We start from the raw sequence: 16,061 nt of genomic DNA on the forward strand, positions 1-16,061 counted from the left end.
AAAAGCAACTGTTTTATGCAAATAGCGACTTAAACATAAGCACGCCCAAGATTGCGCCGGCAATAGGGGCTACGACTGGAATCCACGCCTCGCCCCAACGAGAAGAACCCTTGTGTGGAATAGGCAAAATGGTGTGGAGCAAACGCGGCATAAGGTCTCGAGCAGGATTCAAAGCAGGACCAGTCGGACCACCCATAGAAGTCACCAATCCCCAAACAACAAAGCCGACTACGATTGATGCTCCAGCCAAATTCTTCTCTCCCCAAGGAGAAGTAAGGCAGCAAAGCGCAGCCAAAACAAGCACGAGCGTGCCAAAGAATTCGTTTAGGAAGTAGTTAAGCTTGTTATTGTAAGCATCCGTAGTGCAGAACGTGCCAAGAATAGCCTCTGGCTCTTCGGTTTCGTTGTAATGTGGCAAATAAGTTACGTACACAATAAGCTGACCGACCAATGCACCCAAAAGCTGAGCCACAATATACGGAAGTACGTTTGCCCAAGGGAACATTCCGCAAACAGCTTGCGCAATTGTCATAGCAGGATTTATGTGCGCGCCAGAAATTCCACCGAACATTAGCACTGGGAACATAACGCCAAAACCATAGCCCATAGCAATGTTTAGCCAGCCTGCGTGATGACCTTTAGTGTTTTTAAGTTCAACATTGGCAACGGCTCCATTGCCAAAAATCATAAGAATGGCAGTGCCAATAAACTCAGCTGCCAACATTACTGTAAATGAGTGTTGCATGGTCCTTCGATCCTTCTTAATTGTTTTGCTGCTTTTGCTTTTGTACCACATCTCATTTTCAAAGAAGCTAAGAAAATGAATCCAGCAATTATTCTTTGATAGTTTCCCCTATGAACACGACACTGCGAGTAAATATCAAATAGTCATATATCAAAAGAGGCCCGCCACACTGGCGAGCCTCTTACTTACAAAAACAATCTTCAGCGGTTCTATCTGCACAACATCCTCGTTGCAACGGTAAAGTCTTATGTATCCGTCCAACGTAATTGGAATCTAACATCCATACATTTTCTGTGGTCTACCGCTCTTTTAATTTGTTCTTGTGATTCTTATTATTACTGTTTTTTGTTCTTTAGTAAAGTACAAAATCATCTTTGTTCGCATATTGTAATTAGTGTTCATTCGCACATAAAAAATAGATGGTTTTGCATCATTTTGTGAATATGCAATGGTTGTCATGTTCAGATGCGTTCACATATTGCAATTATCGGCGTGTCGAGCACGCGCAGCTGCCGACACTCAGTCGCGCACTTCCCTTACAGCGCATACAATTACGGAGTATGGTACAAATTTTTGACGCTCCCTCAAAGGCGATTCTGCGCGGTCAAATTGCAGAGCACATCGCCGAAGACGAAAAGGCAGAAAAGCGTGAAGCTCGTGAGGGCGAGCTACCGTTGCCAAAAGATCGCTTCTTTGACCGCGAGCTTAGCTGGTTAAAGTTCAATCGTCGCGTGCTTGAGTTAGCGCAAAATACTGATTTACCACTTCTTGAACGCGCTAATTTTGCAGCCATCTTTGCTTCCAACCTAGACGAGTTCTTTATGGTCCGAGTTGCAGGCTTAAAGCGCAGAATCGACTCAGGAATCGCAGTAACCGCTGCAAGTGGGCTTAGCCCGCGTCAGCAGTTGCGAGCAATTAGCGAGGTTACACATCGTCGTCAAGATGAGCATGCGCATTATGTTATTGACCACATTTTGCCAGAGCTTGCTAAGCAGCGCATTGTTATGCTCAGTTGGGACAAGCTTACGCAATCCGAAAAAGATAGACTTTCAGACTATTATCGCAAGCAGGTTTTCCCAGTATTAACGCCACTTGCAGTGGATCCTGCACACCCGTTCCCATATATTTCTGGCAAGTCTATTAACTTGGCTGTTATTGTAGAGAATCCAAATTCTGGAAAATCGCATTTTGCTCGCGTAAAGATTCCAGATAATTTGAATCGTCTTGTTCCAGTTGACGATTTAACCGACGAAGAGGGTCGCGAAGAGCGCTACGGCTTTATTCCTATGGAAAAGTTGATTGCAGCACATTTGGAATCGCTTTTCCCAGGCATGATTATTAAAGAAGCGCGATCTTTCCGCGTTACGCGTAACGAAGATATTGACGTTGAGGAAGACGATGCAGAAAACTTGCTCAACGCTATGGAAAAGGAGCTTTTGCGTCGTCGTTTTGGGCCGCCTATTCGTCTTGAGATTTCCGACGAAGCTAGCCCATTCTTGTCTCAGTTGCTGGCTAATCAGTTGCGCGTAAGCCCAGAAGAAGTATATCGTTTGCCTTCGCCGCTAGATATGACGGTTCTTTTTGAGTTGCAAGCGCTGGATCGCCCAGATTTGAAGTATCGTCCGTTTATTCCTACTACAAATCGCCAAATTGCAGAAGTTGAAACTAGCCATGCGCAAGATATTTTCGCTTCGATTCGCGAGCATGATATTTTGCTTCATCACCCTTACGATTCGTTCTCTACTTCTGTTCAGGCGTTCTTGGCGCAAGCGGCGGCAGATCCAAAGGTGCTTGCAATTAAGCAAACGCTGTATCGCACGTCTAGCAATTCGCCAATTATTGACGCTCTTGTTGACGCAGCTCACGCTGGCAAGCAGGTTCTTGCGCTTGTTGAGATTAAAGCGAGATTCGACGAGGACGCCAACATTGCTTGGGCGCGTAAGCTTGAGCGCGCAGGCGTTCACGTTGTGTATGGCATTGTTGGATTGAAGACGCATTGCAAGCTTTCGCTTGTGGTTCGCCAAGAAGCCGAAGGATTGCGCCGCTATTGCCACGTTGGTACTGGCAACTATAACCCTAAGACGGCTCGCCTTTACACAGATTTGGGCTTGCTTACTTGCGATCCTGTAGTTGGTCAAGATTTGACTCGCTTGTTTAATCAGCTTTCGGGTTACGCTCCAAAGTCTAGTTTCCATCGCTTGCTTGTGGCTCCTCGCACAGTTCGAACGGGCATTATTGAGCGAATTCGCAGGGAAGAGGCAGCGGCTCTTGCTGGAAAAGAAGCGTGGATTAAGATTAAAGTCAATTCTGTTGTTGACGAAAAGACGATTGACGCTTTGTACCGCGCGGCTCAAGCTGGAGTAAAGATTGACATTGTTGAGCGTGGAATTTGCTCGCTAAAGCCTGGCATTGAAGGATTGAGCGAGAATATTCGAGTTCGCTCTATTCTTGGCAGATTCCTTGAGCACAGCCGAATCTATGCTTTTGCTAATTCTTGCGGTCCGCAAATTGGCGATGGTCCTGCAAGTGGCCCAGAAGTGTGGATTGGCTCGGCCGATTTGATGCATCGAAATCTTGATCGCCGCGTTGAAACACTGGTTCGCATAAGCGCTCCAGACCAGGTGGAGGCGTTGATTCAATACATTGATTTGCAAATGGCTGATTCAACAGTTTCTTGGTGGATGGATGGAGATGGCACATACACGCTGCATTCTCGCGATTCCGAAGGTCGTCCTCTAGTCGACAGTCAGGAATATCTAATTCATACTCACACACGCAAACCTCGAGGTGTGAACTGATTGCGAGTAACTAATAAACAATAGGCAAAGAGCCAGATTCAGAAATATGATTCTGGCTCTTGTTGTATTTATTGCTCCTTCTAATCTGACTAAATCTCAAGCGTTCCCTCAGCCAAATCGCTAGCCACGAACGTCATAAAATAAAATGGCATAGTCGCGATTTTCTGATTTGCATCATAGCCATAATTATTTTTAGAAACTTTTATTGCAAACTCAAACTTGTTTTGCATTGCAAACTTATTTAGAGAATTAAGAGTTCCTCTGCCTTTTTTAACATCAATCGGAAAAAGTTTGTTATTTGATTCAATTATAAATTCCAATTCTGAATCTGATTTTCCGCGCCAATAAAACAGTTTTAAACCATTTGCGCTAAGTTCGTTTGCAACGTAATTTTCGAAGAAAATACCAGATAGCGTATTGTCTCTTTCGTTTGAAATAAAAGATGCTGCATTAACTCCGCTTTGATATGAGAACATGCCAATATCGCACAAAAATAGTCGGAAATTACTTTCGTTTTCTTGCATAAGCGGCGTGGTTATATGCTCTTTGAGTTGGAATGACTGATTAACAATATGAGTCATAAGCAGCCACTGAATGGACGTCGCAAAATCTCTAGTTCTACTGTCTTTTTTAATAAGACCAGCTGAAAAGTTTTTTGATTCCTTGTTAAGCTCTCTGAAAATATTCTCAAATAAAAGTCGAGATCTTAAAATCGATTCGCTACTTGCTTGGTACAACTCCATATCTGCAAGATAATTGTCATAAAGCGAGCGCAAAATCTCACGCGATTCTAGTAAATCTTTACGTTCAATGTATGCCTGTACTGCTTCTGGCATACCACCAATCAGCAAATATTTATACACTTCATTTAACGCAAGATTGTGAATTTCTGTAGGCAGCGCTTGCTTAGAATCATATGCTTCGCGCACCTTTGAATATAGAAGACTATTATTGTTCAGTAGGAACTCACCAAAAGTCATTGGATATATTGTTATCTGGTCAATTTTGCCTACTGGAAAGAGGAATTGACCAACTGCTGATTTCGACGAATTTTGCTTGTGAGCTTCGCGATGCAATTTAATTCGCACCATTGAACCCGTTGCAATTACGTGAATTTTTCTAAAATCTTGGCAAAAATATTTAAGCGACGAAATAATATTTGGGCATTCTTGGATCTCGTCAAAAATCAGCAAAGTGCCTTCATCTATAGCCTTGAAAAATCGCAAAGACAAGTATTCTATAATCTTTTCTGCGTTTGCTGTGCTTTCGCAAAAGTTACGAACCTCATCTTCTTTTTTAAGATCGATGTAAATATAACTATTTTTATAATATTTTTCCGCAAAAAGTTCTTTTACTAGATACGTTTTGCCAACCTGGCGCGCACCCCATATTATTAGCGGCTTACGATTCGGCTTGCTATTCCAGGCAATTAATTTTTGTAATGCTAGTCGTTCCATGGCTTACTCTTTTTAATATTGATATTACAACGATTATAGCATTATTTGCCAGTTTTAGGAGGTTTTTTGAGCAATTATTTGCCAGTTTTGGCATGTTTTTTACGCCAAAATTTGCCAGTTTTTGTAAGTTTGGGAATTTAGTGTTGCCAATGTTTTAGTACAAGTCAATTACACGCGCGAGAACAATAATCTTATTCTTTAAATTTTCAACTACTTTTATGTACATTTTATACAAAAAACTATTTGTAGATTGCAAATATGATATTTTACGATATTCTTATATAAGATATATCGCTGTAGATAGTAGATAATAATCAAAAAATTGATGCTATTTTTGGTTAAATAGCAAACTTAGCACTGGAGACCACTATGTTGCTTAATTTTAGCGTAGAAAACGCGCTAAGTTTTCGTCAATCGCAACAATTCAGCATGCAAAGAACCGTACATGCAAAAAACAGTTCGTGGCCCCATCCAGATGTATCAACTCTTGCAGCCATTTACGGAGGAAATGCCTCAGGGAAAACAAATCTGCTAAAATGCATAACATTTCTAAAAAATTTTGTGGAAGGAAGCTTCAAGGCCGGTAACTCAAATTCAAAAATAAATGCACTCCCTTTTCTTTTAAATAAAGAGTCTGAAAATGAACCGTCAACATTCTTTATAGAATTTATTGCAAAAGATAACAACAGATATAAATATTGGTTTACCTTCAATAATGATTACATTATTGAAGAGGCACTATGGCTTTTCCGCTCTACAACAAATAGAAAAACTGTGCTGTTTGAACGAGAGCATGGCAAGCCAATGCGATTTGGCTCAAATCTAAAAGCCATAGGAAAAACTGTAGAAAAAATTACAAGAGACAACGCATTATTTCTATCTGCAGCTGCAGCATCAGGTGTACAAACATTGCAAGCTGCATACGAAGAAATAACTTCTACACAGCAATGCAGAACAGTTGACTTTGATAAGTATTCCAATAATTTGATAACAGTTTTACAAGAAAATCCAGATTTTGCATCCAATATTAGCAAGTTGCTAAAATATGCAGATTTAGGATTAAAAGGTGTAACAGTCCAATCCGAACAGCTAGATGCTAAACAATCAGAAAAACTAGCGAGACTCGCAAATCTTCTTAATGAACTTGACGGAGACAACAATAAACTTACAGATAACACTTCTGAAAACACTGAAAAATTGCAAAAATTCAGTGTTTCACGTTTAATGTTTACACATTCTGGTCAAAAAGATTGCCAACTTCCTGAAGATTTTGAATCTTTAGGAACTAAAACAGCATTATTGCTATTTGCTTTCGTTATAGATGCATTATCAAAACATTCCATACTTCTAATCGATGAAATCGACACAAGTCTAAGCATGCAATTCGTGTCTGAAATACTCAAGCTTTACAGTAATCCAGAAACGAATCCTAACCAATCGCAATTAATTTTTACTACTCACGATTTAAGTCTTATTAGTAATTCTGGAACCGACAAAACTATTCTCGACAGAGATCAAATTTGGTTTATAGAGAAAAATACATTAGGCGAATCTTCATTACATCCACTTACGGAATGGGAAAACCGCAATGTAAACTTTGGTAAAAACTATCAACACAACATATACGCTTCAGCACCACAACCGTCTCTATATGATGTTTTTGCGGAAATACTTACAAATACTAACAGAATCTAAAACACTACCAGTATTCAAAACTATATAAAACACTAGTATTCATGAGGAGCGGGCTATGGTTCATGTTCCATCACACGGCCGTTCGAAGAAACAGTCGAAACGAAATAAAAGATTCCTCATTGTTTGTGGCGGTGTAGTTACAGAGTTTGAGTATTTTAGCTATATAAAATCAGAAGTAAGTAAATATTGTGCTACATCATGGGATATTCATAAATCAATTAACATAGAAAAAGAGGGCGTAGATCCACTCACTTTAACAAATTATGCGATTAAACTTGAGAGATTAGACTGCAAAGAAGCGAAAAAAGAAAACTACGATCCGTTTACACTGGTATGGGTTGTAACAGACGTTGATGAATTTGGAGAAAAAATTCAACAAGCTCAATCTAAGTCGGATTCAACTTGTGGGAAGATAAAATTAGTAATTTCCAACCCTTGCTTCGAAGTATGGCTTATTGACCATATAAAAAGCTGTCCTCTTTCTTGCACAGAAACGCGAGATTGCCAAAAAGAAGCAAAAGAACTTGGGCTACTTCACAACACTACTGGGAATAAAAATAAGCATATCCAATTAGAAAAATTAACTGGAAACTATAAGAATGCTTTTAAAAACGCAAAGCAGCATATGCAAACCGAACAGATAGAAAATCGCAAAAATCACCCTTCAGTAACTCAAAAGTCAAACTACGCTCCTTGGACAGATGTTCCAGAAATAGTAGAAACAATATTAAATGAATGCAAGCGTGTATCAGGAATAGATTTGTCAGAAAAATTGTGAATTAATGATGTAACTACATATGTCTTCATTACTGTTATTAACAGCAATAATCTAGATGTGGGTGAGATGATGGCGCAATATTGATGAGTCATCACGTCTATGGAGTGAATTATCACAGTCACGGAAGTTAAAATGACAGTCACAGCGCTTTTATCACTATCATGACTGTGATAAACGTAAGCAACGTAAATATGCGAAAACCAGCAACTAAATTGACTCTAACCAAATAAGCGAATAAACGAATCGTAATAAATAACCAGGCACAACTAAAAGTTGCGAAAGAAAACCGCTAAAATAGTGAATATGAGTGTAGTAACGACGCGATACGTTGAGGCTGCTGGCGGAATTATTTATCGCAAGCGAAATACAATAGACAGCTCAAACACAAGTGACTTGAAAAAAACAAGCAATCAAGCGAACATGATAAGCGATGACGACTTTGAGCTTTGCCTAGTCTACCGTCCTAAATATGACGATTGGAGCTGGCCAAAAGGCAAGAATGAGCCAAAAGAATCGCATCGTCACACAGCTGTGCGCGAAGTTGGGGAAGAAACAGGCTACGCAGTAACACTAGGACCTCACATTGCACAAATAGAATATCCGCTTGAAAACGAAGGCAAAAAATCAATCTCAAAAAGCGGTGCGAAAAACAGTTCACAAAACAACAACAAAACAGAAGTAGTTAAGCGAATTCACTACTGGATGATGCGCGAAATAGACGAGAATGCCGCAATGAAGCGACTACCAGCATTTGGTCCAATAAAACCAGCAAAACCTACTGAAATTGGCAATGTTATATGGCTTACTCCTTCTAAAGCTCGCAAAAAACTCACACACGATAGCGATAGAAAAGTTTTAGATGCTTTTCTTGAAAAGCTACACGCTAGTCAAACTGAATATAAGACATTGATACTAGTACGACATGGAAAAGCTGAATCACGTAAATCATGGCAAGGCAGCGAAGCAACTCGTCCAATCACTCCTCTTGGATCTGCAGCATCCTACGCTCTAGGTCGTGAGCTTGCTTGCTATGCTCCAAATCGAATTGTCTCGTCACCTTGGAAACGTTGCGTGGAAACTGTTGCAACTTTTGCACACGATTCTTCTCTTTCTATAGAACAGATTGCGGAACTTACTGAAGACCATCATGAGGATAAACCAAAATCTACATTATCTGTTCTTATAAGTGAAATACAAAATCTTGATTGCAACGCACAAAATACACAAAACACACAAAACACAGAAGCAAATATTAACAATTCAACAGTTATGTGTTTGCATCGCCCTATTATCGGCACTTTCTTTGACTATTTGCGAGGAATCACAAAACCGCGAGCACATAAACGTATACTTAGCCAAAAATCTCCATACATGCCTACTGGTAGCGCAATAGTTTTGCATATTAGCAATACTTCTAAAGGCGCTCGCATTATTGATATTGAAAAGGTGTTACCAATTGTCTACTAGCCTTAATTCACAATCGAGTTCTATCCATTCGAGCAGATCTGCTTTTATGCCAAGTCCAATAGGTGCAAGTCGCCCAAGCAGACCTGCACAAATGGATCCTGCAATGCTCGCGCAAATTGAAGGCGGCACAGATCCACAAATTGTAAACGAAATCAGCCACACTTCAGCGGCCGTTCTGCTTAACCGCGTGCATAAAACACAATCTCCAGAGATTGTGGAACGCGTACTGAATTTGGTTGAGAATGAGGGTATTGAGGTCATCGCAGACTTGTGGAGTCAAGCGCAACCTGATTCGCTTCCTGGAATGCTTTTTAGGCTATATTTGCTTCGGGGGTCTTTGCGTAAGCAGCGAGAAGCATATGCGGAGTATTGGAATCTTGGAGAACCCTCTGCAACTAGCGCTTCCGCAATTACTGGAATTGACGAATCTCCTACAGGAGATGATATTGCGCGACTCGCGGATTCTATTCTTTCTGGTGCTTTTATGGGCGATTTTGCTGTTGCTCTATATCGAGCTTCTGCGTTTACTGCGATTATTTCGTGCGGAATGCGTTCTTACGCGAAAAAATTAACACAGAAGATGAACGATTCCAAAAGAGATGATTCACAGCGTCTTGCTAGCGTTTTGCACAAATCTGCAAACGTGCATGCACTTTCCTTATGCTTCGCTAATGGAGCTAAATTGTGGAGACTTGGAAAACTCGATTAGTTTATTTGTTATCACACTGCGTTTATTTGTTATACAACAGCGCGGCGCGCTGAAATCTAAAAGCATGTATACTCGGGAAGTGACGCTGGCTTGTGTTTAAGCCCCGGGCTCCATTTTTTGCCGCTGCGAGCGGCGTTTGCGCCGACAGGCGCTTTCGCAAGTCAGCGTTTTTAAGTATGTTTTAATTTTCCAGCAATTCACAAAATTCAACCTTCATTAACACTTGTTTATATTTTTTCTAAATAGTCACGGCACGCCGATAGCTTAACATGCCGCACTTGCACTAATCTAGAAGGTATGGATCTTCATGTTTTACATCATCCGCTGGTGGACCACAAGCTCACCGTTTTGCGTGATAAGAATACACCTTCTAACATTTTCCGCGAGTTAGTTTCCGAATTGGTAACTCTCGAAGCATACGAAGCAACCCGCAATTTGGAAGTTAGCGATCGCGAGATTGAAACTCCTATTTGCAAGATGACTGGCAAGCATTTGAACCGCCCACGCCCAATGGTTGTGCCAGTTTTGCGCGCAGGTTTGGGTATGCTTGACGGCATGACTCGCCTTCTTCCAACCGCTGAGGTTGGATTCCTTGGTATGAAGCGCGACGAGCAGACTCTCGACATCGTCACTTATGCTAACCGTTTGCCAGAAGATTTGACTGGTCGTCAGTGCTTCTTACTGGACCCAATGCTTGCCACTGGTGGCACTCTTATTGCGGCTACGCACTATTTGGCTGAGCGCGGCGCTAAGGATGTTACTGCTATTAACATTTTGGCAGCTCCAGAAGGCTTGGAACGCCTAGAGAAGGAGATTGATCCTTCTATTGACTTTAAGGTTGTTGTTTGCGCTGTTGATGAGCACTTAAACGACAAGGCTTATATCGTTCCTGGTCTTGGCGATGCTGGCGATCGCTTGTATGGTTTAATTGATTAATAGTTACTAACCGAATCAAACGAAAACTAGAATCAAAAACTAGAATTTAAAACCACAAAATAGCCTGCTGTTTTGCAACACTTTGCGATTTTCAGCAGGTTATTTTGTATTTAGCGCGGACGAGTTACTGCCACTTCGCGAGCGCGATCTGCTAATTCGTCCAATTTTTCAAGCTCCGCACGCTGAGCATTAGTCTGCTTTGGCGCAAATTCTCCGTAACGATTCTGCGCAGCTGTACAAATTAAAAAGTCAGACAAACGCGGATTTTTTGGCAAAACTGATCCGTGCATATAAGTGCCGATAACGTTGTATTTGCGCGCACCTTCCGTATGATCTTCGCCGTTATTTCCGCAATTTTCGCCATCAACTGAGCCGAGTGGCTGCGTACCACTCTCCAAACTTGTGCGACCAGAATGGTTCTCGTATCCCACAATATCTCCAAAATCGCGGCTATGCTCAACAAGATTTCCAATCATGCGCACGTCTTGACCAACCGTATGCTCTCCGAGTATACCTATGCCTTTAAGCTTTTGGCCTTCAATAGTCTCAAAGTACTCTCCAAAAAGCTGGTAAAGCCCACAAATCATAAGCATTGGAACGCCATTTTTTGCAAGCTCGCGAATCGCGCCCGCGCGCGCAAATAAATCATCCGTAACTCTACTTTGACCATGATCTTGACCGCCGCCACCAAGAACCATATCTACTCGCTTTGGCCAATCATCGCCAACGTTGTACTCGTGAAGCACAGGCTTGTAACCGTACAATTCCGCTCGACGCATAATCGTAAGTACATTGCCATAGTCACCGTAAATATTCATGTCTTTCGGGTACAGCGACACAATATCTAATACACGATTTTCGGCTTTATTAGTAGCATTCGCTTGACTAATATAATTAACATCACTCATATCATTCATGACGACTACTTTCTTGCTACTTTCCAACTCCAACGTCTTTAACGCTTGCGATTTGCCCCAACGTAGATCGCACGCGAAGCATAGCAGTGTATGTGCAATATATGCGCTTAGCATTTTTAGCATCACTACTAAAATCGCCATTTACAAAGGTTTTAACATCTTCTTCTAAATCAGTGTTCACATTTCTAGAGGCAACTTTGTCGTATTGTAAACGCAAAGCCATATCCCACGCGCGCGTGCCAGAAACACAAGTGACTCCAGTGCCACTAAAGCATGTAAAATCAACGTCCCACAGCCAGCTCATGTCTCGCCCATCCGCGTATTCGTCACAAATCGCAATCATTGTGTCATGATTTGCAGGCTTATCCGAGGCGAGCGCAAGTCTAAATCCAATAGGATTTTTCACTAGAACAAGCTCCACAGGAGCGCCGTTAACTTCGATTACTTCGCCTCGACCAAATGCTGGCGTTACGCGAGAAATAGATTCCATAAGCGCATCGTCGTCGAATTTTGCGAGTGTTGCATCTTTTTTAGCAGCATCTGCCAAAATAGCGCGCACAATCGTAGACGCAGCAGCCGCGTTAAAAACGTTATACACGCCTCGCAGCTTAACGCTAGTGGTTTTTCTATGCCCATCAATCAAAAAATCGGCTTTATTATCTGCAACTTTTGCCAAAACAACATCTGCATGCGGAAGATTACGCGAATCGCCATTAAAATCGCCACACAAATCACTATGCAAATCGTCGTCAGTTGGAAACATGCTTCTTAGCGATTCGTCCAAACCGAAATATTTTACCTTACAAGACGGCAAAACATCTTTAGAAAGCGCAAAAATTCGCGAATCTTCGCGATTTAACACAACTACTCGCTTAGTTGCGTGCGCAACATTGCTCAACAATTTAGCTGTAGTGTCAATCTCGCCAAATCTATCTAACTGATCTCGCATAACGTTTAGAAGAAGCGAATAGCGCGGCTTTATTTGATTTACAAAATGCACCGCATAAGCTTCATCAAGCTCTAAAACAGCTATATCCGCATCTAACTTTGTGCCAAAAACAGGCATTTCTTGCACCAATGCTGCTACAACTCCGCGTGTAAAATTCGATCCCGTAGGATTTGTAAACACGCGCAATCCAGCATCTCTAAGCATAGACGCAACCATGCGAGTTGTAGTGGTTTTACCGTTAGTTCCAGAAATTAACACAACACCATAAGGTAATTTTCCTAGCGTTCTAGCCAAAAACCCAGGGTCTAGTGTTTCCACAACTTTGCCTGGTAAAGCACTTCCTCCGTGGTTTGTCGCGCGCGAAATCATCCTAACCAATTTCCCTACAGCTGGCATTATGAATCCAAAACAACAGCGTTTTACCACTTTATTTTTGACGATCATCAATCCCCCTATTAACTCTACTGCTGATATGCCTGAGACTGATGCGAATCATAACCTTGAGCATCATTACCTTGCGAATATGATTGCGGCTGGTATCCTTGCGGCATATCTTTAAACTTAGACGTTGCTCCAAGAAAAGCTAGATTGAACGTTTCTGTAGGACCATTACGATGCTTTGCCATAATAATGTCTGCTTCGCCTGGACGATCTTCTTTGTTGTAAAAATCAGGTCTATGCACAAGAAACACAACGTCAGCATCCTGTTCAATAGATCCCGATTCGCGCAAATCTGAAAGCTGAGGCTTTTTATCGTTTCGCATTTCTGGTCCGCGGTTTAGCTGGCTTAGCGCAACAACTGGCACTTCTAGCTCTTTTGCTAAAAGCTTTAATGCACGCGAAAACTCCGAGACCTCTTGCTGCCTCGATTCGACTTTCTTTCCAGAAGTCATAAGTTGCAAATAGTCGATTACAACCAACTTTAGATCGTTCGTTTGCTTTAGTCGCCTGCATTTTGCGCGAATTTCCATAAGACTCATATTTGGGCTATCGTCTATAAAAAGCGGAGCGTCTTTCATTTTTGACCAAAACGCATTTAGCTTAGTCCATCTATCTGTTGTAATGTCTTCTGAAGTTCCGCGATGCATTGCCGTCATTGGAATATCCGTTTCGGCTGCAATTATTCTTTGAGCAAGCTCCAATTTGTTCATTTCTAGCGAGAACACGATTGTTGTCATATTGTGATGCAACGCTGCAGAACGCGCAAAGTCGATTCCAAGAGTTGACTTTCCCATTGCAGGCCTACCAGCTACGACTACCATTTGCCCTGGTTGCAAGCCTTGCGTCATGTCGTCAATATCTCTAAATCCTGTTGGAACGCCTTTTTCAATCTCGTTACTTTGCAACTTGTCTAATTGTTCGAGAGCATCTTGAACAACAGGACCAATAGCAGAATAATCCTGGTGAACTTTGCCAGAACTCATCTCGTAAACTTCGGATTGTGCAAGATTTACAACGTCTTCTGCTTGATCTCCCGTGGCAGAATACCCCATTTGCGCAATCTTTGTTCCAGCAGCAATCACATTTCGCAAAATCGCATTTTTGTGTACAATATCCGCGTAATATAACGCGTTTGCAGCTGTTGGAACTGATGCAACTAGACTATGCAGGTAGTCTGCTCCACCAATTTTCTCCAGGTTTTCGTCTTTTAGAAGCTCGTTTGCGACTAAAACAACATCTACTGGTTGTGAACCAGAAAATAAGCTTATGATCGCGTCGTAAATTGTTTGGTGTTTTGGCACATAAAAATCTGCTGTTTCTAGGATTTGCGAAACTTCGCCAATGGCATCTTTGCTCATTAGCATTCCACCTAAAACGGCCATTTCCGCGTCTTCGTCGTGAGGCGGAACCTTGTCAAACAAAATACTGTTATATGATGCGTTGCCTGACTGGTTTGCGTCATTTCTACTTGACTTCCACATATCATTACCTGCCATAGAATCGAGTATAAACGCCCGCACGGAGCACACCAACAAAAGTTGATATAAACCAACACAAGTCGCAAGTTGAATATTTCACATATTTGAATATTTCACATATTTACATACTTACAGACTTGCAGACTTCATCCAATCATCTGTTTTAACCCTATGAGAATTTCCTAAAGCTCTTCCACCAATGTATACAAGGTTCAGAGCCACCCACAATGACACGGTTCTAATTATGTCAGTAGAGCAGAAAGCTATATTTACGAAGCACATTGCACTAATCGCAAGAAGGTACACAATAGCTGTAATCGAGCACGATTTGGCCAAATACTTGTGATCTCCAGCTCCGATTAGCACTCCGTCTAAAGCCCACATAAATCCAGATAACGGCAAGAAAATTCCAAGAATCGTCATTCCTATCGAAACTAAAAGTTGTATTTCTACGTTTGGGCTAAATAACGGGGATAGTAGCCATCCTGCAAATATCATCAAAATTCCAACGATTACGCTACTTAATGCTCCTACTTGTGCGCATATTTTTGTGATTATGTTAGCGCGTTTTAATAATCCAGCTCCAAGCGCAGAGGCGACTATTGTTTGAGCAGCAATCCCTATAGCGTCTAATATGTTCATAACAAAATTCCAGCAAGAATTTGCAACTTGGTATGCGGCTAAAGTATTTGTTCCAAGACGAGCAGCCGCTGCAACAGTGGCAACCATGCACGCGCGCAACGCCAATGTGCGTATAAACAGCGGAATACCACTTCCAGCGCTTTTAAGTATGCTATGCGCTTGCGGACGCAAACGTGCTTTTTCGCGAGCTGCCCAAAAAATCGCTGGAAGCGTTAAAACAATACCCATATACCATTGCGCTATCATTGTTGCTATTCCAGATCCAAAAATGCCAAGATTCATTCCAAACACAAATAGAATATCTAAAATAGCGTTTAGCACAGCTCCACTTATTGCAGCAAAAAGTGTGATTTTTACTTTGCTAAGTCCTCTGAATATGCCATTTGCCGCGTAAATTAGTAGCATCGCAGGCAATCCTGGCATAACAGTTTGAGTGTAAATAATCGCGTTTTTAAGCGTATCTCCACTTGCACCAAAGCTTTGACAAAGCGGACCTGCGAACACCATTAAAACAAGCGTTAAAACAACACCTAACCCAAGAGCCAGCCATAGACCGTCCATTCCAACGCTTAGTCCTTGACGATTTTTCCCAGCACCCAATAGTCTCGCGACTTGGCTTGTGGTGTTGTATGCCAAAAACAGGCATAGTCCCGTTGTTGTTAAAAGCACAGTTGATCCTATTGAAAGCCCTGCAAGTTGCGTTTTGCCTAAATGACCTACTATTGCGGTGTCTATTAAAACAAACGCTGGCTCTGCAATAAGCTGTCCAAATGTAGGAATAGCTAGAGAAAATATATGCTTTAGTAAATCTTTTTTGTTTATAGCAGATTCTTTATCTTCTTGTCTATTGGTAGCTGCGTTACTCTTGGCTATTGTCATAATGCACTATTGTACTGTCGAAAAAACTTATTAGATTAAGTATTTAATAAAACTATTATTTTTATTACTTTTATTATTTTTATTACTTATTACATTACTTTTCTAAATCTGATGTTCGGTAGCTTGCGACTTTTCCTTTTTATTTCGCTATCATAAATATTTGCCAATTG

General features: G+C 41.4%; 12 protein-coding genes. 6 read left to right on the plus strand and 6 right to left on the minus strand.

The window, feature by feature from the left end; translation table 11 throughout:
* Positions 1-13 precede the first annotated feature (13 nt).
* Entirely contained in the window at positions 14-745 is a 732-nt protein-coding gene (locus HXT19_RS06360) for an MIP/aquaporin family protein (RefSeq protein ID WP_004116393.1), read from the minus strand.
* Positions 746-1,305: 560 nt separating this feature from the next.
* Here HXT19_RS06360 and HXT19_RS06365 point away from each other — a divergent pair.
* Complete coding sequence (locus tag HXT19_RS06365; RefSeq protein WP_004114108.1) at positions 1,306-3,543, plus strand: RNA degradosome polyphosphate kinase; 2,238 nt, start codon at positions 1,306-1,308, stop codon at positions 3,541-3,543.
* 89 nt (positions 3,544-3,632) lie between these two features.
* On the opposite strand, the gene HXT19_RS06370 is transcribed toward HXT19_RS06365, so the two are convergent.
* Positions 3,633-5,000, minus strand: coding sequence for an ATP-binding protein (locus HXT19_RS06370; RefSeq protein ID WP_422119676.1), 1,368 nt, complete (start codon positions 4,998-5,000; stop codon positions 3,633-3,635).
* Between the two features lie 369 nt (positions 5,001-5,369).
* Here HXT19_RS06370 and HXT19_RS06375 point away from each other — a divergent pair, with 369 nt between their 5' ends.
* The 5 genes from HXT19_RS06375 to upp all read left to right on the plus strand — a co-directional run bounded on the left by HXT19_RS06375 (position 5,370) and on the right by upp (position 10,585).
* Complete coding sequence (locus HXT19_RS06375; protein ID WP_421785956.1) at positions 5,370-6,695, plus strand: AAA family ATPase; 1,326 nt, start codon at positions 5,370-5,372, stop codon at positions 6,693-6,695.
* Positions 6,696-6,750: 55 nt separating this feature from the next.
* Positions 6,751-7,473: an RloB family protein gene (locus tag HXT19_RS06380; RefSeq protein ID WP_048730801.1), complete on the plus strand. Its 723-nt coding sequence runs from the start codon at positions 6,751-6,753 to the stop codon at positions 7,471-7,473.
* 303 nt (positions 7,474-7,776) lie between these two features.
* Positions 7,777-8,940 (plus strand): NUDIX hydrolase, encoded by a 1,164-nt coding sequence (locus tag HXT19_RS06385; RefSeq protein ID WP_248902953.1) that lies wholly within the window; start codon positions 7,777-7,779, stop codon positions 8,938-8,940.
* Between the two features lie 46 nt (positions 8,941-8,986).
* A complete protein-coding gene (locus HXT19_RS06390) occupies positions 8,987-9,649 on the plus strand; it encodes a thymidine phosphorylase (protein WP_101887802.1) in 663 nt (220 codons plus the stop codon).
* 297 nt (positions 9,650-9,946) lie between these two features.
* Positions 9,947-10,585 (plus strand): uracil phosphoribosyltransferase, encoded by a 639-nt coding sequence (gene upp, locus HXT19_RS06395; RefSeq protein WP_004114100.1) that lies wholly within the window; start codon positions 9,947-9,949, stop codon positions 10,583-10,585.
* Between the two features lie 110 nt (positions 10,586-10,695).
* Here upp and HXT19_RS06400 read toward each other — a convergent pair whose 3' ends face one another.
* The 4 genes from HXT19_RS06400 to HXT19_RS06415 all read right to left on the minus strand — a co-directional run bounded on the left by HXT19_RS06400 (position 10,696) and on the right by HXT19_RS06415 (position 15,891).
* The gene (locus tag HXT19_RS06400) at positions 10,696-11,502 is read right to left on the minus strand and encodes a type 1 glutamine amidotransferase (RefSeq protein ID WP_101887761.1); all 807 of its coding nucleotides are present in this window, start codon (positions 11,500-11,502) and stop codon (positions 10,696-10,698) included.
* A 16-nt stretch (positions 11,503-11,518) separates the two neighbouring features.
* Entirely contained in the window at positions 11,519-12,847 is a 1,329-nt protein-coding gene (locus tag HXT19_RS06405) for a MurT ligase domain-containing protein (protein ID WP_373271621.1), read from the minus strand.
* Positions 12,848-12,912: 65 nt separating this feature from the next.
* On the minus strand, positions 12,913-14,388 hold the full coding sequence (gene dnaB / locus HXT19_RS06410) for a replicative DNA helicase (RefSeq protein WP_004116417.1): 1,476 nt from the start codon (positions 14,386-14,388) through the stop codon (positions 12,913-12,915).
* Between the two features lie 111 nt (positions 14,389-14,499).
* The gene (locus HXT19_RS06415) at positions 14,500-15,891 is read right to left on the minus strand and encodes an MATE family efflux transporter (RefSeq protein ID WP_004114095.1); all 1,392 of its coding nucleotides are present in this window, start codon (positions 15,889-15,891) and stop codon (positions 14,500-14,502) included.
* Between the last annotated feature and the right edge of the window lie 170 nt (positions 15,892-16,061).

Source organism: Gardnerella sp. DNF00038 (assembly GCF_049262855.1).
In the GTDB taxonomy this organism is placed as follows: domain Bacteria; phylum Actinomycetota; class Actinomycetes; order Actinomycetales; family Bifidobacteriaceae; genus Bifidobacterium; species Bifidobacterium vaginale.

Coding starts and splice junctions, on each gene's coding strand:
- HXT19_RS06360 (WP_004116393.1), bottom strand. CDS start 745: ATGCAACACTCATTTACAGTAATGTTGGCAGCTGAGTTTATTGGCACT.
- HXT19_RS06365 (WP_004114108.1), top strand. CDS start 1,306: ATGGTACAAATTTTTGACGCTCCCTCAAAGGCGATTCTGCGCGGTCAA.
- HXT19_RS06370 (WP_422119676.1), bottom strand. CDS start 5,000: ATGGAACGACTAGCATTACAAAAATTAATTGCCTGGAATAGCAAGCCG.
- HXT19_RS06375 (WP_421785956.1), top strand. CDS start 5,370: ATGTTGCTTAATTTTAGCGTAGAAAACGCGCTAAGTTTTCGTCAATCG.
- HXT19_RS06380 (WP_048730801.1), top strand. CDS start 6,751: ATGGTTCATGTTCCATCACACGGCCGTTCGAAGAAACAGTCGAAACGA.
- HXT19_RS06385 (WP_248902953.1), top strand. CDS start 7,777: ATGAGTGTAGTAACGACGCGATACGTTGAGGCTGCTGGCGGAATTATT.
- HXT19_RS06390 (WP_101887802.1), top strand. CDS start 8,987: ATGCCAAGTCCAATAGGTGCAAGTCGCCCAAGCAGACCTGCACAAATG.
- upp (WP_004114100.1), top strand. CDS start 9,947: ATGGATCTTCATGTTTTACATCATCCGCTGGTGGACCACAAGCTCACC.
- HXT19_RS06400 (WP_101887761.1), bottom strand. CDS start 11,502: ATGAATGATATGAGTGATGTTAATTATATTAGTCAAGCGAATGCTACT.
- HXT19_RS06405 (WP_373271621.1), bottom strand. CDS start 12,847: ATGCCAGCTGTAGGGAAATTGGTTAGGATGATTTCGCGCGCGACAAAC.
- dnaB (WP_004116417.1), bottom strand. CDS start 14,388: ATGGCAGGTAATGATATGTGGAAGTCAAGTAGAAATGACGCAAACCAG.
- HXT19_RS06415 (WP_004114095.1), bottom strand. CDS start 15,891: ATGACAATAGCCAAGAGTAACGCAGCTACCAATAGACAAGAAGATAAA.